Genomic DNA, 16,098 nt, shown 5'->3' with positions numbered 1-16,098 from the left:
CCCCCCCCCCTGTTAATATAAATGAAAATAATTATTCATTATTTTTCTTATCCTGCCAAACCTTAACGGTTTGGATTTACTTCCCTTCATATACTCAAAAGGACGACTGAATGAACGCCCCATTGTTCCGCCTCAGCCTGCTCTCGCTCACACTTGCCGCCGGCTTTGCCCACGCGGCAGACAACGCCAATGTCGCACTGGATACCGTTACCGTGAAAGGCGCCAACCTTTCCACCCATCGCGTAACGACGCAAAAAATCGCCGAAAGTACCGATACCGACCTGAAAGATTTGTTGTTTAACGAACCCTCCATCGGCTTTGGCGGCGGCAACGGCACATCGCAATGGGTCAACATCCGCGGTTTGGGTCAAGACCAAATCGACTTCAAAGTAGACGACTCCTATTCCGACACCTCCACCTTCCACCACCAAGGCCGCTTCCTGCTTGATCCCGAGTTGGTGAAAGTCGTCGCCGTACAAAAAGGCTCGGGTTCTGCCTCCGCCGGTATCGGCGCCAGCTCCGGCGCGATTGTCGCCGAAACCATCGATCCGTCCGACTTGCTGCATCCCGATCAAAACTTCGGCTTTAAAGTTAATGCAGGCGTATCCAGCAATAAAGGTTGGAATCGCGGCTTATCGCTTTACGGTCGTGCCGCCGGATTTGATGCCTTAGTGGCGGGCAACTGGATTACCGAAGAAAACTACAAAGCCGGTAAAGGCTATGTCAACGGTGGCGTATCAGGCGGCAACCGCGTTCCTTACAGCGCGTTGGGCCAACGCGGCCTGCTGGCGAAAATCGGTTACAGCATCAATGAAAATAACCGCATCGAATTGAGCCGCCGCCAAGAGCAGACCCACGGCACACGCACCATGCGCGAAGAGTTTGTCGATTTCCGCAACAACCCCGCCTCTTACCGCACCTACACCCAAGATGCGACCAACCTCGAATACCAAGGCGCGAATTTAGGCTTCATTTCCAAAATTAAAGCCAACGCCTTCCACCTGAAAACCGTCCGCAAAGACGGCGACAATCCGGCTCCTGAAAACAAAACAGCCGGAGCCAACATCAATCTCGACAGCCGCATTTTCGACCGCCACACGCTGAAATACGGCGTTAACTACCGCCATCAGAAAAACCATCAGAGTACGGTAACCGCTGCCGCCAACGAGAGCAAAACCGATTACGGTATTTACGCCGAAGGCATTTGGGATTTCCAGTCCGTTACCCTGACCACCGGCCTGCGTTACGACCATTTCAAAGTCAACACCACCGGCCACACTTCCGCCTCCGGCGGCGACATCAATCCGAGTATCGGCCTGATTTACGACGTAACCGACAACCTGTCGCTCAAAGCCAGCCACAACTACGCCACCCGCAGCCCGCGCCTGTACGAGTCTATGCTTGCCCACAACCGCAACATCGTAACCGCTCCAAACCTCAAAGCCGAACGTTCTCGCACCACCGAAATCGGCTTCAACTACCGTCCGATTCAAGACCTGTCGCTGACCGGCAGCTACTTTTGGCAAAAAATCAACGATGTGCATGACTTTACCTGTCTGAGCGGCTCATCATGCGCAGGTCGCTCTGCGACTTACGCTTCCGGTATCACCCAGTCCACCAACAACGGCTACATCAAAAACAAAGGCTATGAATTAAATGCCAACTACCGTTGGCAGGGACTGACCGCGCGCGTCGGCGTTGCATACAGCGACCCGAAACACCACTATTTGTTTGAATCGTACGACATCAACACCAAAGCCCACTCTGTCGGCCGCACATGGACGGCGGGCTTGGCCTACCGCTTCGACCGCCACAACCTCGAAATCGGCTGGCGCGGACGCTTCATCCAATCCCGCATCGGCACACCCAGCCGCGGCGCGACTGCCGGCGGAGGCACAACCGAGAAACGCGCAGGCTACGGTGTAAACGACATCTACGCCAACTGGAAACCGACCGGCAAAGACGATTTGAACGTCAACTTCGCCGTCAACAACGTGGGCAACAAATACTACTACTCCCACAGCCAGCGCAGCAGCAGCAGCTCCGGCAACTCCCTGCCCGAAGTAGGGCGCGATTTCCGTTTGGGCGTGAACTACCGCTTCTAAGCAATCAGCTTGAAAATGCCGTCTGAAAGGCTTTCAGACGGCATCTGTTCTGATAATTTGATATAGGTTATCATTTATCCTTTCTAAAGCCGTTCCGGTTTGTCCGACCGGCGGCTTTGCCCCAATATCCCCATTTTGGAGACACCTATGTTGCGTTTGACCGCATTGACCCTCTGCACCGCCCTCGCCTTGGGCGCGTGTTCGCCGCAAAATTCCGACCCTGCCCCACAAGCCAAAGAACAGGCGGTTTCCGCCGCACAATCCGAAAGCGCGTCCGTTACCGTCAAAACCGCGCGCGGCGATGTTCAAATACCGCAAAACCCCGAACGCATCGCCGTTTACGATTTGGGTATGCTCGACACCTTGAGCAAATTGGGCGTGAAAACCGGTTTGTCCGTCGATAAAAACCGCCTGCCGTATTTAGAGGAATATTTCAAAACGACAAAACCCGCCGGAACTTTGTTCGAGCCGGACTACGAAACGCTCAATGCCTACAAGCCGCAGCTCATCATCATCGGCAGCCGCGCCGCCAAAGCGTTTGACAAATTGAACGAAATCGCGCCGACCATCGAAATGACCGCCGATACCGCCAACCTCAAAGAAAGTGCCAAAGAGCGTATCGACGCGCTGGCGCAAATCTTCGGCAAACAGGCGGAAGCCGACAAGCTGAAGGCGGAAATCGACGCGTCTTTTGAAGCCGCGAAAACTGCCGCGCAAGGCAAAGGCAAAGGTTTGGTGATTTTGGTCAACGGCGGTAAGATGTCGGCTTTCGGCCCGTCTTCACGACTGGGCGGCTGGCTGCACAAAGACATCGGCGTTCCCGCTGTCGATGAATCGATTAAAGAAGGCAGCCACGGCCAGCCTGTCAGCTTTGAATACCTGAAAGAGAAAAATCCCGACTGGCTGTTTGTCCTTGACCGAAGCGCGGCCATCGGCGAAGAGGGTCAGGCGGCGAAAGACGTGTTGAATAATCCGCTGGTTTCCGAAACAACCGCTTGGAAAAAAGGACAGGTCGTTTACCTCGTTCCCGAAACGTATTTGGCGGCCGGCGGCGCGCAAGAGCTGCTGAACGCGAGCAAACAGGTTGCCGACGCTTTTAACGCGGCAAAATAATGAAACGGCGGCATTCGATGCCGTCTGAAACACAGGAGGCGGTTTGAATCTCCGTGTTTCAGACGGCATTGCCCGATACGGGCGTTATCGCGGGAATGGCGGCAAGCGTTTTGATTGGAACTTGCCCCATCCTCTGCCCATACGGAGGCTTCAAACAAGGCTTTCCGCTCCGACGGTTCGGACTGCCTTGTTTGAATCTTCTACGCCGTAACGTTTTTCCCTTCTGCTTATGACTGCCAAACCTTTTTCCCTCAACCTGGCCAACCTCCTGCTGCTGGCGGTATTGTTTGCCGTCAGCCTGTCGGTCGGCGTTGCCGATTTCCGCTGGTCTGATGTGTTTTCACTGTCGGACAGCACCGAACTGATGCTGGTCAGCCGCCTGCCGCGCACGTTTGCGATTGTGCTGACGGGCGCGTCGATGGCGGTGGCGGGGATGATTATGCAGATTTTGATGCGCAACCGTTTTGTCGAACCTTCTATGGCGGGCGCGGGTCAAAGCGCGGCTTTGGGTTTGCTTCTGATGTCCCTGCTGCTGTCTGCCGCGCCGCTGCTGGCAAAAATGTCGGTTGCCGCCGTTGCCGCGCTGATCGGGATGTTGGTCTTTATGCTGCTGATCCGCCGCCTACCGCCGACGGCGCAACTGATGGTGCCGCTGGTGGGGATTATTTTCGGCGGCGTGGTTGAGGCGGTGGCGACGTTTGTCGCGTATGAGTTTGAGATGCTGCAAATGTTGGGCGTGTGGCAGCAGGGCGATTTTTCGAGCGTGCTGCTGGGACGGTACGAGCTGCTTTGGATTACGGGCGGTTTGGCGGTGTTTGCCTATCTGATTGCCGACCGGCTGACGATTTTGGGGCTGGGCGAGACGGTCAGCGTGAATTTGGGTTTGAACCGGACGGCGGTGTTGTGGTCGGGGCTGATTATTGTGGCTTTGATTACGTCGCTGGTTATCGTTACGGTCGGCAATATTCCGTTTGTCGGGCTGGTCGTGCCGAACATCATCAGCCGCCTGATAGGCGACAAACTGCGCCAAAGCCTGCCTGCGGTCGCCCTCTTGGGCGCGTCTATGGTTTTATTGTGCGACATTATCGGACGCGTGATTGTGTTTCCGTTTGAAATTCCGGTCTCTACGGTTTTTGGTGTGTTGGGTACGGCGTTGTTTTTATGGCTTTTGTTAAGGAAACCCGCCTATGCCGTCTGAAAACAAAATTGAATTTATGCAGGGTTCGCCGCGCCCGTTATGGGCGGCATCCGCACTTTTACTGATTTGCTGCATCCTGTTTTTAACGCTCAATGTCAAAGGCGATTGGGATTTTGTACTGCACCTGCGTCTGACCAAACTCGCGGCTTTGCTGCTGGTAGCGTATGCGGTCGGCGTTTCGACCCAGCTTTTCCAAACGCTGACCAACAATCCGATTCTCACGCCCTCGATTTTGGGTTTCGATTCGCTGTATGTGTTTTTGCAGACCTTGCTGGTGTTTACGCTCGGCGGCACGGGCTATACGTCCCTGCCGTTGACGGGCAAATTCGGCTTTGAACTGGTCGTCATGATGGGCGGCTCACTGCTGCTGTTTTACACGCTCATCCGTCAGGGCGGACGCGATTTGCCGCGTATGATTTTAATCGGCGTGATTTTCGGGATTTTGTTCCGCAGCCTGTCGTCGCTGCTTTCGCGCATGATCGATCCCGAAGAATTTACGGCGGCGCAGGCGAATATGTTTGCCGGTTTCAATACCGTCCACAGCGAGCTTTTGGGCATAGGCGCGCTGATTCTGATTGTCAGCGCGGCGGTCGTTTGGCGCGAACGCTACCGCTTGGACGTACACCTTTTGGGGCGCGACCAAGCCGTCAATTTGGGCATCAGCTACACGCGCAACACCTTATGGATACTGCTTTGGATTGCCGCATTGGTGGCGACGGCGACCGCCGTGGTCGGCCCCGTAAGCTTTTTCGGGCTTCTCGCCGCCTCGCTTGCCAACCACTTTTCCCCGTCCGTGCGCCATTCCGTCCGCCTGCCGATGACGGTTTGCATCGGCGGCATCCTCTTGGTCGGCGGACAGACCGTATTCGAACACTTCTTGGGCATGAAGGCGGTATTAAGCGTGGTGGTCGAATTTGCGGGCGGACTCGTTTTCCTCTATCTCGTTTTAAAACACAAAAAATGACGGATGCCGTCTGAACGGCAGCCCGCCTCGAAAGGACAAACCATATGACGCAAGAACGTTTACCCGAATTTTTCGACCGCGCCCCGACGCTGACCGTACAAGATCCGCTTGCCGCATTTCTCGGCGCGGCGCAAGACGGCATCCTCACTTACCGCTACGCCGATGCCGTGCGCCTGTGCGGACATTCCTGCCCGACCGTCGCGGGCGCGTACCTGATGGTTATCAAAGGACTCAAAGCCCTTTACGGCGAAGAGCTGCCCGAACGCGGCGGCATCGAAGCCGCCATGCAGGGAGCGCGCGACGAAGGCACGGTCGGCGTAACCGCGTCCGTCGTCCAACTCCTTACCGGCGCAGCCCCCGAAACCGGCTTCGGAGGCATCGGGATGCAGGGACGCTTCGCCCGCCGCAACCTCTTATCCTTTGGTGCGGGCGAAATCAACGGCACACTGACCCTGCGCCGCAAAGACAACGGCAAAACCGTTGCCGTCAGCCTCAACGCCGCCCTGCAACCCTTTGCACCCGAAATGCGCGAACTTATGCCCAAAGCCGTCGGTGGCAGCGCAAGCCCCGACGAACTTAAACAATTCGGCGAGCTTTGGCAAGAACGCGTCCGTGCCTTCCTGATTGACCAAGCCGACAATCCCGAATTTGTTACCGTCAGCGAAATCTAACCATACAGGAATAAAATTCAGACGGTCTCATCATTTAAAGACCGTCTGAAAACCCAATTCCCCATATTCGAATCCGCCTATGATTACCATCCGCAACGTCAGCTTCCACATCGGCACTCGCCCCATTCTGGACAACATCAGCCTCGACATTCCCGAAGGCGGCATTACCGCGCTAATCGGCCCGAACGGAGCAGGCAAATCCACCCTCCTCTCCTTTATGGCGCGGCTTCAGCCTCTGGTACACGGCAACATCAGCTACGCAGGCAAAGACATCAAAACCACCCCCACCGTCGAACTCGCCCGCACGCTCTCCATCCTTACCCAAGAAAACAGCATCATGAGCCGCATTACCGTGCGCGACCTGCTCATGTTCGGCCGCTATCCCTACCACCAAGGCAGGCCGTCTGAAAACGACAAAACCATCGTCGAAGAAGCACTCGCCGAGTTCCACCTGCAAGACTTCGCCGACCGCTACCTGACCGAACTTTCCGGCGGCCAACGCCAACGCGCCATGATTGCGATGGTGTTCTGCCAGCGCACCGACTACGTTTTGCTGGACGAACCGCTGAACAACCTCGACATGTATCATGCCCGCTCCCTCATGCAAATCCTGCGCCGGCTGACCGACGAACACAAACGCACCACCGTCGCCGTATTGCACGACATTAACCAGGCCGCCGCCTACGCCGACCACGTCGTCGCCATGAAAAACGGCAAAGTCGCCCTGACCGGCACGCCCGAAGAAGTGTTCACCGTACACAACATCAAAGAACTGTTCGACATGGATGTGGACGTACTCGACTACGAAGGCAAAAAACTCATCGTCCACCACATCTGAAGCTCAAAAAGAAAATGCCGTCTGAAAAGGGGCTAACTTTCCCAGTCGATGCCGCATATGCCGCCGTCGGCGAACAGTTTGACGGCCAGTATTTCGTCGCTTTTTTCTCGGTCTATCATGTAGTCCATCACAATCGAGTCGCAGTCTGGCAGTTCCTCCGTCCATAAAGAGATGCTCTCCAAACGCATGGCGCGGGCAAATTCTTCGGGGTTGTCGGGGTAGTCCGCATCTTCTATCTCGGTGATGTGGAAATTCAAATATTCGCCGTCTTCGGTTAAATATTCGGCAATGGCGGCACGGGCCATTTTGTCCGCTTCGTCCAAACGCGCTAAAAACGCGGCGAATGCGTCTAATTTTTCGGCAGTCAGTTCATCGTCGCCGCCAGTCCATAAACAGACTTCGACGGTATCGCCGTTGACAGGCAGCTCGCGTTCCCAGCAAACGTCCGGTCCGTTTTCCGGGCTTCCTGCCGATAAGGTTTCAAAATAAGGATGTGAAACAGGCATAATTGGTTTTCCTTGAATTATTGGCGGGGCGGTGTTTTCCTGCCGTCTGAAAAGGGGTATTCCACCTTTCAGACGGCATTTCCATTCCAAACGCTCAAACCGCCGCGTCCGAACGTTCGCCCGTGCGGATACGGATTGCCTCCTCGACCGGCAGCACAAAAATCTTGCCGTCGCCGATTTTGCCCGAACGCGCCACCTCGACAATCACGTCAATCGCGCGTTCCACAGCGTCATCCGCCAACACCAGCTCGATTTTGACCTTGGGCAGGAAATCGACGGCGTATTCCGCGCCCCGGTAAATCTCCGTATGCCCCTTCTGCCTGCCGAACCCTTTAACCTCGCTGACGGTCATGCCCGTAATGCCGATTTCCGTCAACGCCTCGCGCACGTCGTCGAGTTTGAACGGTTTGATGATGGCTTCGATTTTTTTCATGATTGTTCCTTTAGGATTCCATATTTGCATCTACGGAAATTCTTGAGTCGACATCCTGCGGGGATTACTGTCCGATAAAACAATGTGTTTGACATGCAAAACATACATATCAATGCCTCGTTGCTAAAATTGTTCGATTATGAACATTACAAAAAAAACAGCAGCCAAAAAGACGAAAATCCATGTCCAATACCGGTTGCGCAGAAAAAACAGGCTTGAGTTGTCTCTCACGCCGATTATTTCTCCTGTTTCATTGTCAGTATAGGTTTTTACTTTATCGGAAATAAACCACTTACTAAAGAAGTAGTTGCAAAGTGCAGCAATACAAAGGCTTAACATAAAAACGAAATTTGAGGAAATTGCATCTTTCAACCAATCTCCCAAGGCAAAACCACAGATAACTCCGATAATCAGAGACAAAACAACCAAAAGCCCCTTCCCACTCCAAACAATAAACATTGCATAACTCCTTCTTAGCTTGTCCAAACAATTTCAAAAGCGGACGTGATTTTACTATATTTCAGAATATAAATTACATTTCTCAGAACGCGACTGACATGACAAAGGTTTTTACATTGATTGTATTTGTAAAATTGTAAACATTTTTTCGCTTACACGCGCTAACGAAACCGTCCTTTTCGCGTATAATGACATTTTCCCAACCGCATTTGAGAGCCGAATTATGTCTGTTGTGTTGCCCTTGCGCGGCGTTACCGCCCTTTCCGATTTCCGTGTTGAAAAACTCTTGCAAAAAGCCGCCGCACTCGGCCTGCCCGAAGTCAAATTAAGCAGCGAATTTTGGTATTTCGTCGGCAGCGAGAAAGCACTTGATGCCGCGACTGTCGAAAAACTGCAAGCCTTGTTGGCGGCGCAAAGCGTTGAAGAAACGCCCGAAGCGCGCGAGGGCTTGCATTTGTTTTTGGTAACGCCCCGTTTGGGTACGATTTCGCCGTGGGCTTCCAAGGCGACCAATATCGCGGAAAACTGCGGTTTGGAAGGCATAGAGCGCATCGAGCGCGGCATGGCGGTATGGCTGGAAGGTCGTCTGAACGACGATGAGAAACAGCAATGGGCGGCTTTGCTGCACGACCGCATGACCGAATCCGTATTGCCCGATTTTCAGACGGCCTCCAAATTATTCCACCATCTCGAATCCGAAACTTTCTCTACCGTCGATGTTTTGGGCGGCGGTAAAGAGGCTTTGGTCAAAGCCAATACCGAAATGGGTTTGGCACTCTCTGCCGACGAAATCGATTATCTGGTTGAAAACTATCAGGCTTTGCAGCGCAATCCGTCCGATGTGGAGCTGATGATGTTCGCGCAGGCAAACAGCGAACACTGCCGCCACAAAATCTTCAACGCCGATTTCATCCTCAACGGCGAAAAACAACCGAAATCGCTCTTCGGCATGATACGCGACACGCACAACGCGCATCCCGAAGGCACGGTCGTCGCCTATAAAGACAACTCGTCCGTGATTGAAGGCGCGAAAATCGAGCGTTTCTATCCGAATGCGGCGGAAAACCAAGGCTACCGTTTCCACGAAGAAGACACGCATATCATCATGAAAGTGGAAACGCACAACCACCCGACCGCCATCGCGCCGTTTGCGGGCGCGGCGACGGGTGCGGGCGGCGAAATCCGCGACGAAGGCGCGACGGGCAAAGGCTCACGTCCGAAAGCAGGCTTGACCGGCTTTACCGTGTCCAACCTCAACATCCCCGGCCTCAAACAGCCGTGGGAACAAGATTACGGCAAGCCGGAACATATTTCCTCGCCGCTGGACATTATGATTGAAGGCCCCATCGGCGGCGCGGCGTTCAACAACGAATTCGGCCGCCCCAACCTCTTGGGCTACTTCCGCACTTTTGAAGAGAAGTTTGACGGTCAGGTTCGCGGCTACCACAAACCGATTATGATTGCCGGCGGCTTGGGCAGCATTCAGGCACAACAAACACACAAAGACGAAATCCCCGAAGGCGCGTTGCTGATCCAACTGGGTGGTCCGGGCATGCTTATCGGCTTGGGCGGCGGCGCGGCTTCTTCAATGAACACCGGCACGAACGACGCGTCTTTGGACTTCAACTCCGTACAACGCGGCAACCCCGAAATCGAACGCCGCGCGCAGGAAGTCATCGACCGCTGCTGGCAGCTCGGCGACCAAAACCCGATTATTTCGATCCACGACGTGGGCGCGGGCGGCTTGTCCAACGCCTTCCCCGAACTCGTCAACGATGCCGGACGCGGCGCGGTATTCAAACTGCGCGAAGTGCCGTTGGAAGAACACGGCCTCAACCCACTGCAAATCTGGTGTAACGAATCGCAAGAGCGTTATGTGTTGTCGATTTTGGAAAAAGATTTGGATGCCTTCCGCGCCATCTGCGAACGCGAACGCTGCCCGTTTGCCGTGGTCGGCACGGCGACCGACGACGGTCATTTGAAAGTGCGCGACGATTTGTTCTCCAACAACCCTGTCGATTTGCCGCTGAACGTTTTGCTCGGCAAACCGCCCAAAACCACGCGTACCGACAAAACGGTTACGCCGTCTAAAAAACCGTTTCACGCGGGCAATATCGACATCACCGAAGCTGCCTACCGCGTTTTGCGCCTGCCTGCCGTAGCCGCCAAAAACTTCCTGATTACCATCGGCGACCGCAGCGTCGGCGGCATGACCCACCGCGACCAAATGGTCGGCAAATACCAAACCCCCGTAGCCGACTGCGCCGTTACCATGATGGGCTTCAACACCTATCGCGGCGAAGCGATGTCTATGGGCGAAAAACCGACCGTCGCCCTGTTTGACGCGCCCGCCTCGGGCAGAATGTGTGTCGGCGAAGCCATCACCAACATCGCGGCGGTCAACATCGGCGACATCGGCAACATCAAACTTTCCGCCAACTGGATGGCGGCGTGCGGCAACGAAGGCGAAGACGAAAAACTCTACCGCACCGTCGAAGCCGTTTCCAAAGCCTGTCAGGCACTGGATTTGAGCATTCCCGTGGGCAAAGACAGCCTGTCGATGAAAACCGTATGGCAGGACGGCGAAGAGAAAAAATCCGTCGTCTCGCCTTTAAGCCTGATTATTTCGGCGTTTGCGCCGGTTCAAGACGTGCGCAAAACCGTTACGCCCGAATTGAAAAATGCCCCAAAAACAACCATCGCCATGATCGATTTTGGTTTCGGCAAATCGCGTATGGGTGGATCAGCACTAAGTCAAGTCTATAATGATTTGGGTGGCGAAAGTCCTGATATTGATGATTTGGCTTTATTGAAAAACTTCTATTTTGTCATTCAACGCTTGGTAGATGAAGGCAAACTTTTAGCATATCACGACCGTTCAGATGGTGGACTGTTCACGACATTAGCAGAAATGGCATTTTGCAGTCGTTTGGGAATCAGCGTCAATTTAGCTCCCTTGGTTTGGAACTTTAAAGGTTTCAATTTAGAAGGAAACCTTACCGAGGAAAAATGGATCGATGTCCTAAATCGAATTTTGTTTAATGAAGAGTTAGGTGCGGTTTTCCAAATTCATAACGATGATATTAATTATATTATTGAATTATTTGAAGCAGCTGGTTTTGGGGGGGCATTGTTGCCGATTGCATCTGTTGTTGATGATGGTAATTTAACAATACGTTACGATGGTGGTAATGTTCCAGAGGGAGATTATTATAAAACTTTAATTTTTAAGGAAAATATTGAAAACCTGCAACGCGCATGGCAGGAAACTTCTCACGCCATTCAAAAACTGCGCGACAACCCTGCCTGCGCCGACAGCGAGTTCGCCCTGATTGGCGACAACGAACGCAGCGCATTGTTTGCCGACGTGAAGTTTGATGTAAACGAAGACATCGCCGCGCCGTTTATCAACAGCGGCGCAAAACCCAAAATCGCCATCCTGCGCGAACAGGGCGTAAACGGGCAAATCGAAATGGCCGCCGCCTTCACCCGCGCCGGATTCGATGCCTACGACGTGCATATGTCCGACCTGATGGCAGGCCGCTTCCGCCTTGCCGACTTCAAAATGCTGGCGGCGTGCGGCGGCTTCAGCTACGGCGACGTACTCGGCGCAGGCGAAGGCTGGGCGAAATCCATCCTGTTCCACCCCGCTTTGCGCGACCAGTTCGCCGCCTTCTTCGCCGATCCGGACACGCTGACATTGGGCGTGTGCAACGGCTGCCAGATGGTCAGCAACCTTGCCGAAATTATCCCGGGTGCAGAAACATGGCCGAAGTTCAAACGCAACTTGAGCGAACAGTTTGAAGCGCGCCTGAGCATGGTTCATGTTCCGAAATCCGCATCGCTGATTCTGAATGAAATGCAGGGCTCCAGCCTGCCTGTCGTGGTCAGCCACGGCGAAGGACGCGCCGACTTCGCGCTTCACGGCGGCAATATTTCCGCTGATTTGGGCATTGCGCTGCAATATGTAGACGGACAAAACCAGGTTACCCAAACCTACCCGCTCAACCCCAACGGCTCGCCGCAAGGTATTGCCGGTGTAACCAACGCTGACGGCCGCGTGACCATCATGATGCCGCATCCGGAACGCGTGTACCGCGCCGCGCAAATGAGCTGGAAACCGGAAGACTGGACGGAATTGTCCGGCTGGTACCGCCTCTTTGCCGGAGCAAGAAAAGCTTTGGGCTAACCGCCCTACTCAAACCAATGCCGTCTGAAGAATATTTCAGACGGCATTCCGGCATACCATCCTTTAAACGGTATCCTTCCACCGAGGAACACTCATGAAAATCACCCCCGTCAAAGCCTTGACCGACAACTACATTTGGATGATACAGGAAGGCAACCATGCCGTCTGCGTCGATCCCTCCGACCCCACACCCGTATTGGAATTCCTCGTACGCAACCGACTCATGCTTGCCCAAACATGGGTAACGCACCCCCACCCCGACCACGAAGGCGGTGCTGCCGCACTGTGGCGCGGCTACATGGAATCGCCCGTTTACGGTGAAACCGACATCAAAGCGGCAACCCACACCGTAACCGCAGGCACTCAATTTACCTTCGGCGAAGGGTTAATCACCGTTTGGGCAACCCCGGGCCATACCGACCGCCATATCAGCTACCTCATGGAAACTTCAGACGGCATACACGTTTTCTGCGGCGACACCCTTTTTTCCGCCGGCTGCGGACGCGTGTTCACCGGTACGGTCGAACAGCTTTACGACAGCTTCCAACGGTTCAACCAATTACCCGAAGGCACCCTGTTCTACCCAGCACACGAATACACCGCCGCCAACCTGCGTTTCGCCGCCCATATCGAGCCGGACAACGCCGACATTCAGACGGCACTGAAAGCGGCAGAACACACGCCTACCCTGCCCGTTACCCTCGCGTACGAACGCCGCGTCAACCCGTTCTTACGGACAGAAATCCCCGCCGTCCGCCAACGTGCCGAAACCCTGACGGGTCAAACCTTAAACAACGGTTTGGCGGTCTTCGCCGCCCTGCGCGAACTGAAAAACGCCTACCGCTGACCTGCCCTCCGAAAAATGCCGTCTGAAACCCGCGTTTCAGACGGCATTTGCGTTAAAAATAGTAAACCGTTCCAAAAGGGAGTAGAATAGTGCCGTTTCCAACCCTGCGCCTGTACCGTCAGGCTTTTATTATGGACCTTCCCAGTTCGTTTTTACTGAACGCCCCTTCCGATTCCAAACGACAATAACCATCCTGCCGGAATGCCTCCCCGCACACGGCGGGCGGAGCATTTATGAGCATCGAACACACTCCTCCGACACACGACGGCGAAACCGGTCAAAACCATACCGAACGCCCTTCCGCCGATTTCGACCGTGTCCACTCCCTCTGCGAAATCCTCGAACCTGCTTTTGAACAAATCGAAAACGGCACACCGCTCGAAGACGCGCCGCTGCGCGACAAACTGACCGAGCTGACCGTCCTCTTGAGCGAGCTGCACCCTGCCGACGTGGCGGCGGTATTGGAATCGCTGCCGCCGCGCGAACGCAATATCGTCTGGATTCTGGTCAAACCGGAAGATGACGGCGAAGTGCTGCTGGAAGTGTCCGATGCAGTCCGCGAAACGCTGATCGAGTCGATGGACAAGGACGAATTGTTGGCGGCAGTCGATGATTTGGACGCGGACGAATTGGCGGAACTGGCAGACGATTTGCCGCACCAAGTGGTTTATGAAGCCTTACAGACGCGCGATGAGGAAGAACGCGCCCAAGTCAAGGCGGCAATGTCCTACGAAGACAACCAAGTCGGTGCGATTATGGACTTCGAGTTGGTCAGCATCCGCGCCGATGTCGCCTGCGAAGTGGTGCTGCGCTACCTGCGCCGTTTCGACAGCCTGCCCGACCATACCGACAAGATTTTTGTCGTCGATGAAAACGACGTGCTGCAAGGCGTGCTGCCCATCCGCAAACTTTTGGTCGCCGATCCCGAAGACTTGGTGGAAAACGTGATGGCGAAAGATGTCGTGCGTTTCCGCGCCGAAGACGACGTGGAAGAAGCGGCGCAGGCGTTTGAACGCTACGACTTGGTTACCGCGCCCGTCGTCGATGAAAACAAAAAGCTCATCGGTAGGATTACCGTTGACGAGATGGTGGACGTGATCCGCGAAGAATCCGAAGCGGATATGTTGAACATGGCGGGTTTGCAGGAAGAGGAAGACCTGTTCGCCCCCGTCTTGGATTCCGTCAAAAACCGCTGGATGTGGCTCGCCGTCAACCTCTGCACCGCCTTCCTCGCCAGCCGCGTCATCGGCGCGTTTGAAGGCAGCATCGAAAAAATCGTCGCACTCGCCGCGCTGATGCCCATCGTCGCCGGTATCGGCGGCAACTCGGGCAACCAGACGATTACCATGATTGTCCGCGCCATGGCGATGGGGCAACTGACAGGCATGCAGGCAGGCAGGCTGTTGAAAAAAGAAGTCGGCGTCGCCCTGGTCAACGGCATCATTTGGGGAACGGTCATGGGCGCGGTTTCATGGCTGCTCTACGGCAGCCTCGGCATCGGGCTGGTGATGATTGCCGCGATGACGCTCAACCTGCTGCTGGCGGCAACCGTCGGCGTATTGATTCCCGTGGTAATGGAAAAGTTCGGACGCGACCCCGCGCTGGGCAGCTCGGTGCTGATTACCGCCGTTACCGACTCCGGCGGCTTCCTGATTTTCTTGGGGCTCGCCACCCTGTTCCTGCTTTAAATGCCGTCTGAAACACATGAAAATGCCGTCTGAAGCGGAAACAGTTTCAGACGGCATTTCACTATTTATCTTTGTTGTTACACAAGATTATTGGACGGTATGTCGGGACTGCTCTCGGGCAACGCCGACCACATCCGCACCAAACAGCGCATTGACATCGGTTTCGTCAAACACGTATTTGCTGTGGCAGAAGTCGCAATCGACTTCGATGCTGCCTTGTTCCGCCACCACGCCGCCGACTTCTTCCCCGCCCAGCATCAGCAGCATATCGCTGACCTTGCCGCGCGAGCAGGTGCATGAAAATTCAAACGTTTCCGGCTCGAATACGCGCGGCGGCGTTTCGTGGAACAGGCGGTATAAAACATGTTGCGCGTCCAGTCCTGCCAGCTCCTCCGCCGTCAGTGTGCGCGCCAGCGTACTGACGTGTTCCCATGCCTCTTCATCCAACACCTCTTCAGGCAGACGCTGCACCAGCAGCCCGCCCGCCGCTTCGTCGCTTGCAGACAAGACGATGTGCGTATCAAGCTGTTCGGAACGTTTCATATAGTTCACCAACATTTGCGCGATGCCGTCGCCTTCCAAAGGCACTACGCCCTGCCAGGGTTCGCCGTCTTTGGGTTGCAGCGTCAATACGAACACGCCGCCCTCGCCCAAAAGATCGGTCAAACTTTCATCTTCACCGATTTCTGCGGTTTCGTCCCAACGCGCGGTTGCACGGACGGTACGGTCGGAAGTCGCCTCGGCAACCAGCATTTTCAGCCGCCCCTGCCCCTGAACCTGCACAATCAGCGTGCCTTCGTTTTTTAAGTTGCCCGACAACAGCACGCCCGCCGCCAACAGCTCGCCCAAGGCGCGGCGGATGGCGGCGGGATAGTTTTTCTGTTTTACAATGTGCTGCCATACGTTTTCCAGACGGACGTGCAGCCCGCGTACGGGCATATCGTCGAAGATAAAACGGGTACGTACATCGGCATGGCGGATATTTTGATTCATTATTCTCTCTGATTGATTGTTCGGATGGCGGATATATGGTTGCGGTCGGCGCGAAAACAAGGCGGACGGCGGGTGCGTTTCCCAAGTTCTCAAT

At 54.8% G+C, this 16,098-nt stretch carries 13 protein-coding genes; 9 read left to right on the top strand and 4 right to left on the bottom strand.

What is annotated here, in order from left to right:
• Positions 1-110: 110 nt before the first annotated feature.
• The 6 genes from Q9J79_RS09385 (at position 111) to Q9J79_RS09360 (ending at position 6,889) form a co-directional block, all read left to right on the top strand.
• On the top strand, positions 111-2,105 hold the full coding sequence (locus Q9J79_RS09385) for a TonB-dependent receptor domain-containing protein (protein WP_301911659.1): 1,995 nt from the start codon (positions 111-113) through the stop codon (positions 2,103-2,105).
• 147 nt (positions 2,106-2,252) lie between these two features.
• A complete protein-coding gene (locus Q9J79_RS09380) occupies positions 2,253-3,218 on the top strand; it encodes a siderophore ABC transporter substrate-binding protein (protein WP_301911660.1) in 966 nt (321 codons plus the stop codon).
• A gap of 229 nt (positions 3,219-3,447) precedes the next feature.
• Entirely contained in the window at positions 3,448-4,416 is a 969-nt protein-coding gene (locus Q9J79_RS09375; protein WP_301911661.1) for an ABC transporter permease, read from the top strand.
• A complete protein-coding gene (locus Q9J79_RS09370) occupies positions 4,406-5,380 on the top strand; it encodes an iron chelate uptake ABC transporter family permease subunit (RefSeq protein WP_301911662.1) in 975 nt (324 codons plus the stop codon). Before Q9J79_RS09375 ends, Q9J79_RS09370 begins: the two co-directional genes overlap by 11 nt.
• Before the next feature lie 44 nt (positions 5,381-5,424).
• Positions 5,425-6,051, top strand: coding sequence for an FmdE family protein (locus Q9J79_RS09365; RefSeq protein ID WP_301911663.1), 627 nt, complete (start codon positions 5,425-5,427; stop codon positions 6,049-6,051).
• A 79-nt stretch (positions 6,052-6,130) separates the two neighbouring features.
• Positions 6,131-6,889: an iron ABC transporter ATP-binding protein gene (locus Q9J79_RS09360; RefSeq protein WP_301911664.1), complete on the top strand. Its 759-nt coding sequence runs from the start codon at positions 6,131-6,133 to the stop codon at positions 6,887-6,889.
• 32 nt (positions 6,890-6,921) lie between these two features.
• On the opposite strand, the gene Q9J79_RS09355 is transcribed toward Q9J79_RS09360, so the two are convergent.
• From Q9J79_RS09355 to Q9J79_RS09345, 3 genes are all read right to left on the bottom strand, one after another.
• Entirely contained in the window at positions 6,922-7,395 is a 474-nt protein-coding gene (locus Q9J79_RS09355; protein ID WP_301911665.1) for a DUF2004 domain-containing protein, read from the bottom strand.
• A gap of 94 nt (positions 7,396-7,489) precedes the next feature.
• A complete protein-coding gene (locus Q9J79_RS09350; RefSeq protein ID WP_025456947.1) occupies positions 7,490-7,828 on the bottom strand; it encodes a P-II family nitrogen regulator in 339 nt (112 codons plus the stop codon).
• A gap of 123 nt (positions 7,829-7,951) precedes the next feature.
• Complete coding sequence (locus tag Q9J79_RS09345) at positions 7,952-8,287, bottom strand: hypothetical protein (protein ID WP_003754652.1); 336 nt, start codon at positions 8,285-8,287, stop codon at positions 7,952-7,954.
• A 223-nt stretch (positions 8,288-8,510) separates the two neighbouring features.
• Between Q9J79_RS09345 and purL the strand changes: the two genes are divergently transcribed.
• The 3 genes from purL (at position 8,511) to mgtE (ending at position 15,011) form a co-directional block, all read left to right on the top strand.
• Positions 8,511-12,476, top strand: a complete 3,966-nt coding sequence (gene purL / locus Q9J79_RS09340) for a phosphoribosylformylglycinamidine synthase (protein WP_301911666.1) — start codon at positions 8,511-8,513, stop codon at positions 12,474-12,476.
• 94 nt (positions 12,477-12,570) lie between these two features.
• Entirely contained in the window at positions 12,571-13,323 is a 753-nt protein-coding gene (gene gloB / locus Q9J79_RS09335; protein WP_301911667.1) for a hydroxyacylglutathione hydrolase, read from the top strand.
• Between the two features lie 233 nt (positions 13,324-13,556).
• Positions 13,557-15,011 (top strand): magnesium transporter, encoded by a 1,455-nt coding sequence (gene mgtE, locus Q9J79_RS09330; RefSeq protein WP_301911668.1) that lies wholly within the window; start codon positions 13,557-13,559, stop codon positions 15,009-15,011.
• 87 nt (positions 15,012-15,098) lie between these two features.
• Here mgtE and hslO read toward each other — a convergent pair whose 3' ends face one another.
• Positions 15,099-16,004, bottom strand: coding sequence for an Hsp33 family molecular chaperone HslO (gene hslO, locus Q9J79_RS09325; RefSeq protein WP_301911669.1), 906 nt, complete (start codon positions 16,002-16,004; stop codon positions 15,099-15,101).
• Positions 16,005-16,098 lie beyond the last annotated feature (94 nt).

The sequence above is a fragment of the Neisseria viridiae genome, assembly GCF_962747995.1.
Lineage (GTDB): Bacteria > Pseudomonadota > Gammaproteobacteria > Burkholderiales > Neisseriaceae > Neisseria > Neisseria viridiae.
The sequence above is the reverse complement of the archived record's forward strand: the minus strand, read 5'-3'. Positions and strand labels throughout refer to the sequence as shown.

Excerpts from the sequence above, each read along its gene's own strand:
- gloB (WP_301911667.1), top strand. The coding sequence starts at position 12,571 with ATGAAAATCACCCCCGTCAAAGCCTTGACCGACAACTACATTTGGATG.
- Q9J79_RS09375 (WP_301911661.1), top strand. The coding sequence starts at position 3,448 with ATGACTGCCAAACCTTTTTCCCTCAACCTGGCCAACCTCCTGCTGCTG.
- Q9J79_RS09380 (WP_301911660.1), top strand. The coding sequence starts at position 2,253 with ATGTTGCGTTTGACCGCATTGACCCTCTGCACCGCCCTCGCCTTGGGC.
- Q9J79_RS09355 (WP_301911665.1), bottom strand. The coding sequence starts at position 7,395 with ATGCCTGTTTCACATCCTTATTTTGAAACCTTATCGGCAGGAAGCCCG.
- hslO (WP_301911669.1), bottom strand. The coding sequence starts at position 16,004 with ATGAATCAAAATATCCGCCATGCCGATGTACGTACCCGTTTTATCTTC.
- Q9J79_RS09365 (WP_301911663.1), top strand. The coding sequence starts at position 5,425 with ATGACGCAAGAACGTTTACCCGAATTTTTCGACCGCGCCCCGACGCTG.
- Q9J79_RS09370 (WP_301911662.1), top strand. The coding sequence starts at position 4,406 with ATGCCGTCTGAAAACAAAATTGAATTTATGCAGGGTTCGCCGCGCCCG.
- Q9J79_RS09345 (WP_003754652.1), bottom strand. The coding sequence starts at position 8,287 with ATGTTTATTGTTTGGAGTGGGAAGGGGCTTTTGGTTGTTTTGTCTCTG.
- purL (WP_301911666.1), top strand. The coding sequence starts at position 8,511 with ATGTCTGTTGTGTTGCCCTTGCGCGGCGTTACCGCCCTTTCCGATTTC.
- Q9J79_RS09360 (WP_301911664.1), top strand. The coding sequence starts at position 6,131 with ATGATTACCATCCGCAACGTCAGCTTCCACATCGGCACTCGCCCCATT.
- Q9J79_RS09385 (WP_301911659.1), top strand. The coding sequence starts at position 111 with ATGAACGCCCCATTGTTCCGCCTCAGCCTGCTCTCGCTCACACTTGCC.
- mgtE (WP_301911668.1), top strand. The coding sequence starts at position 13,557 with ATGAGCATCGAACACACTCCTCCGACACACGACGGCGAAACCGGTCAA.
- Q9J79_RS09350 (WP_025456947.1), bottom strand. The coding sequence starts at position 7,828 with ATGAAAAAAATCGAAGCCATCATCAAACCGTTCAAACTCGACGACGTG.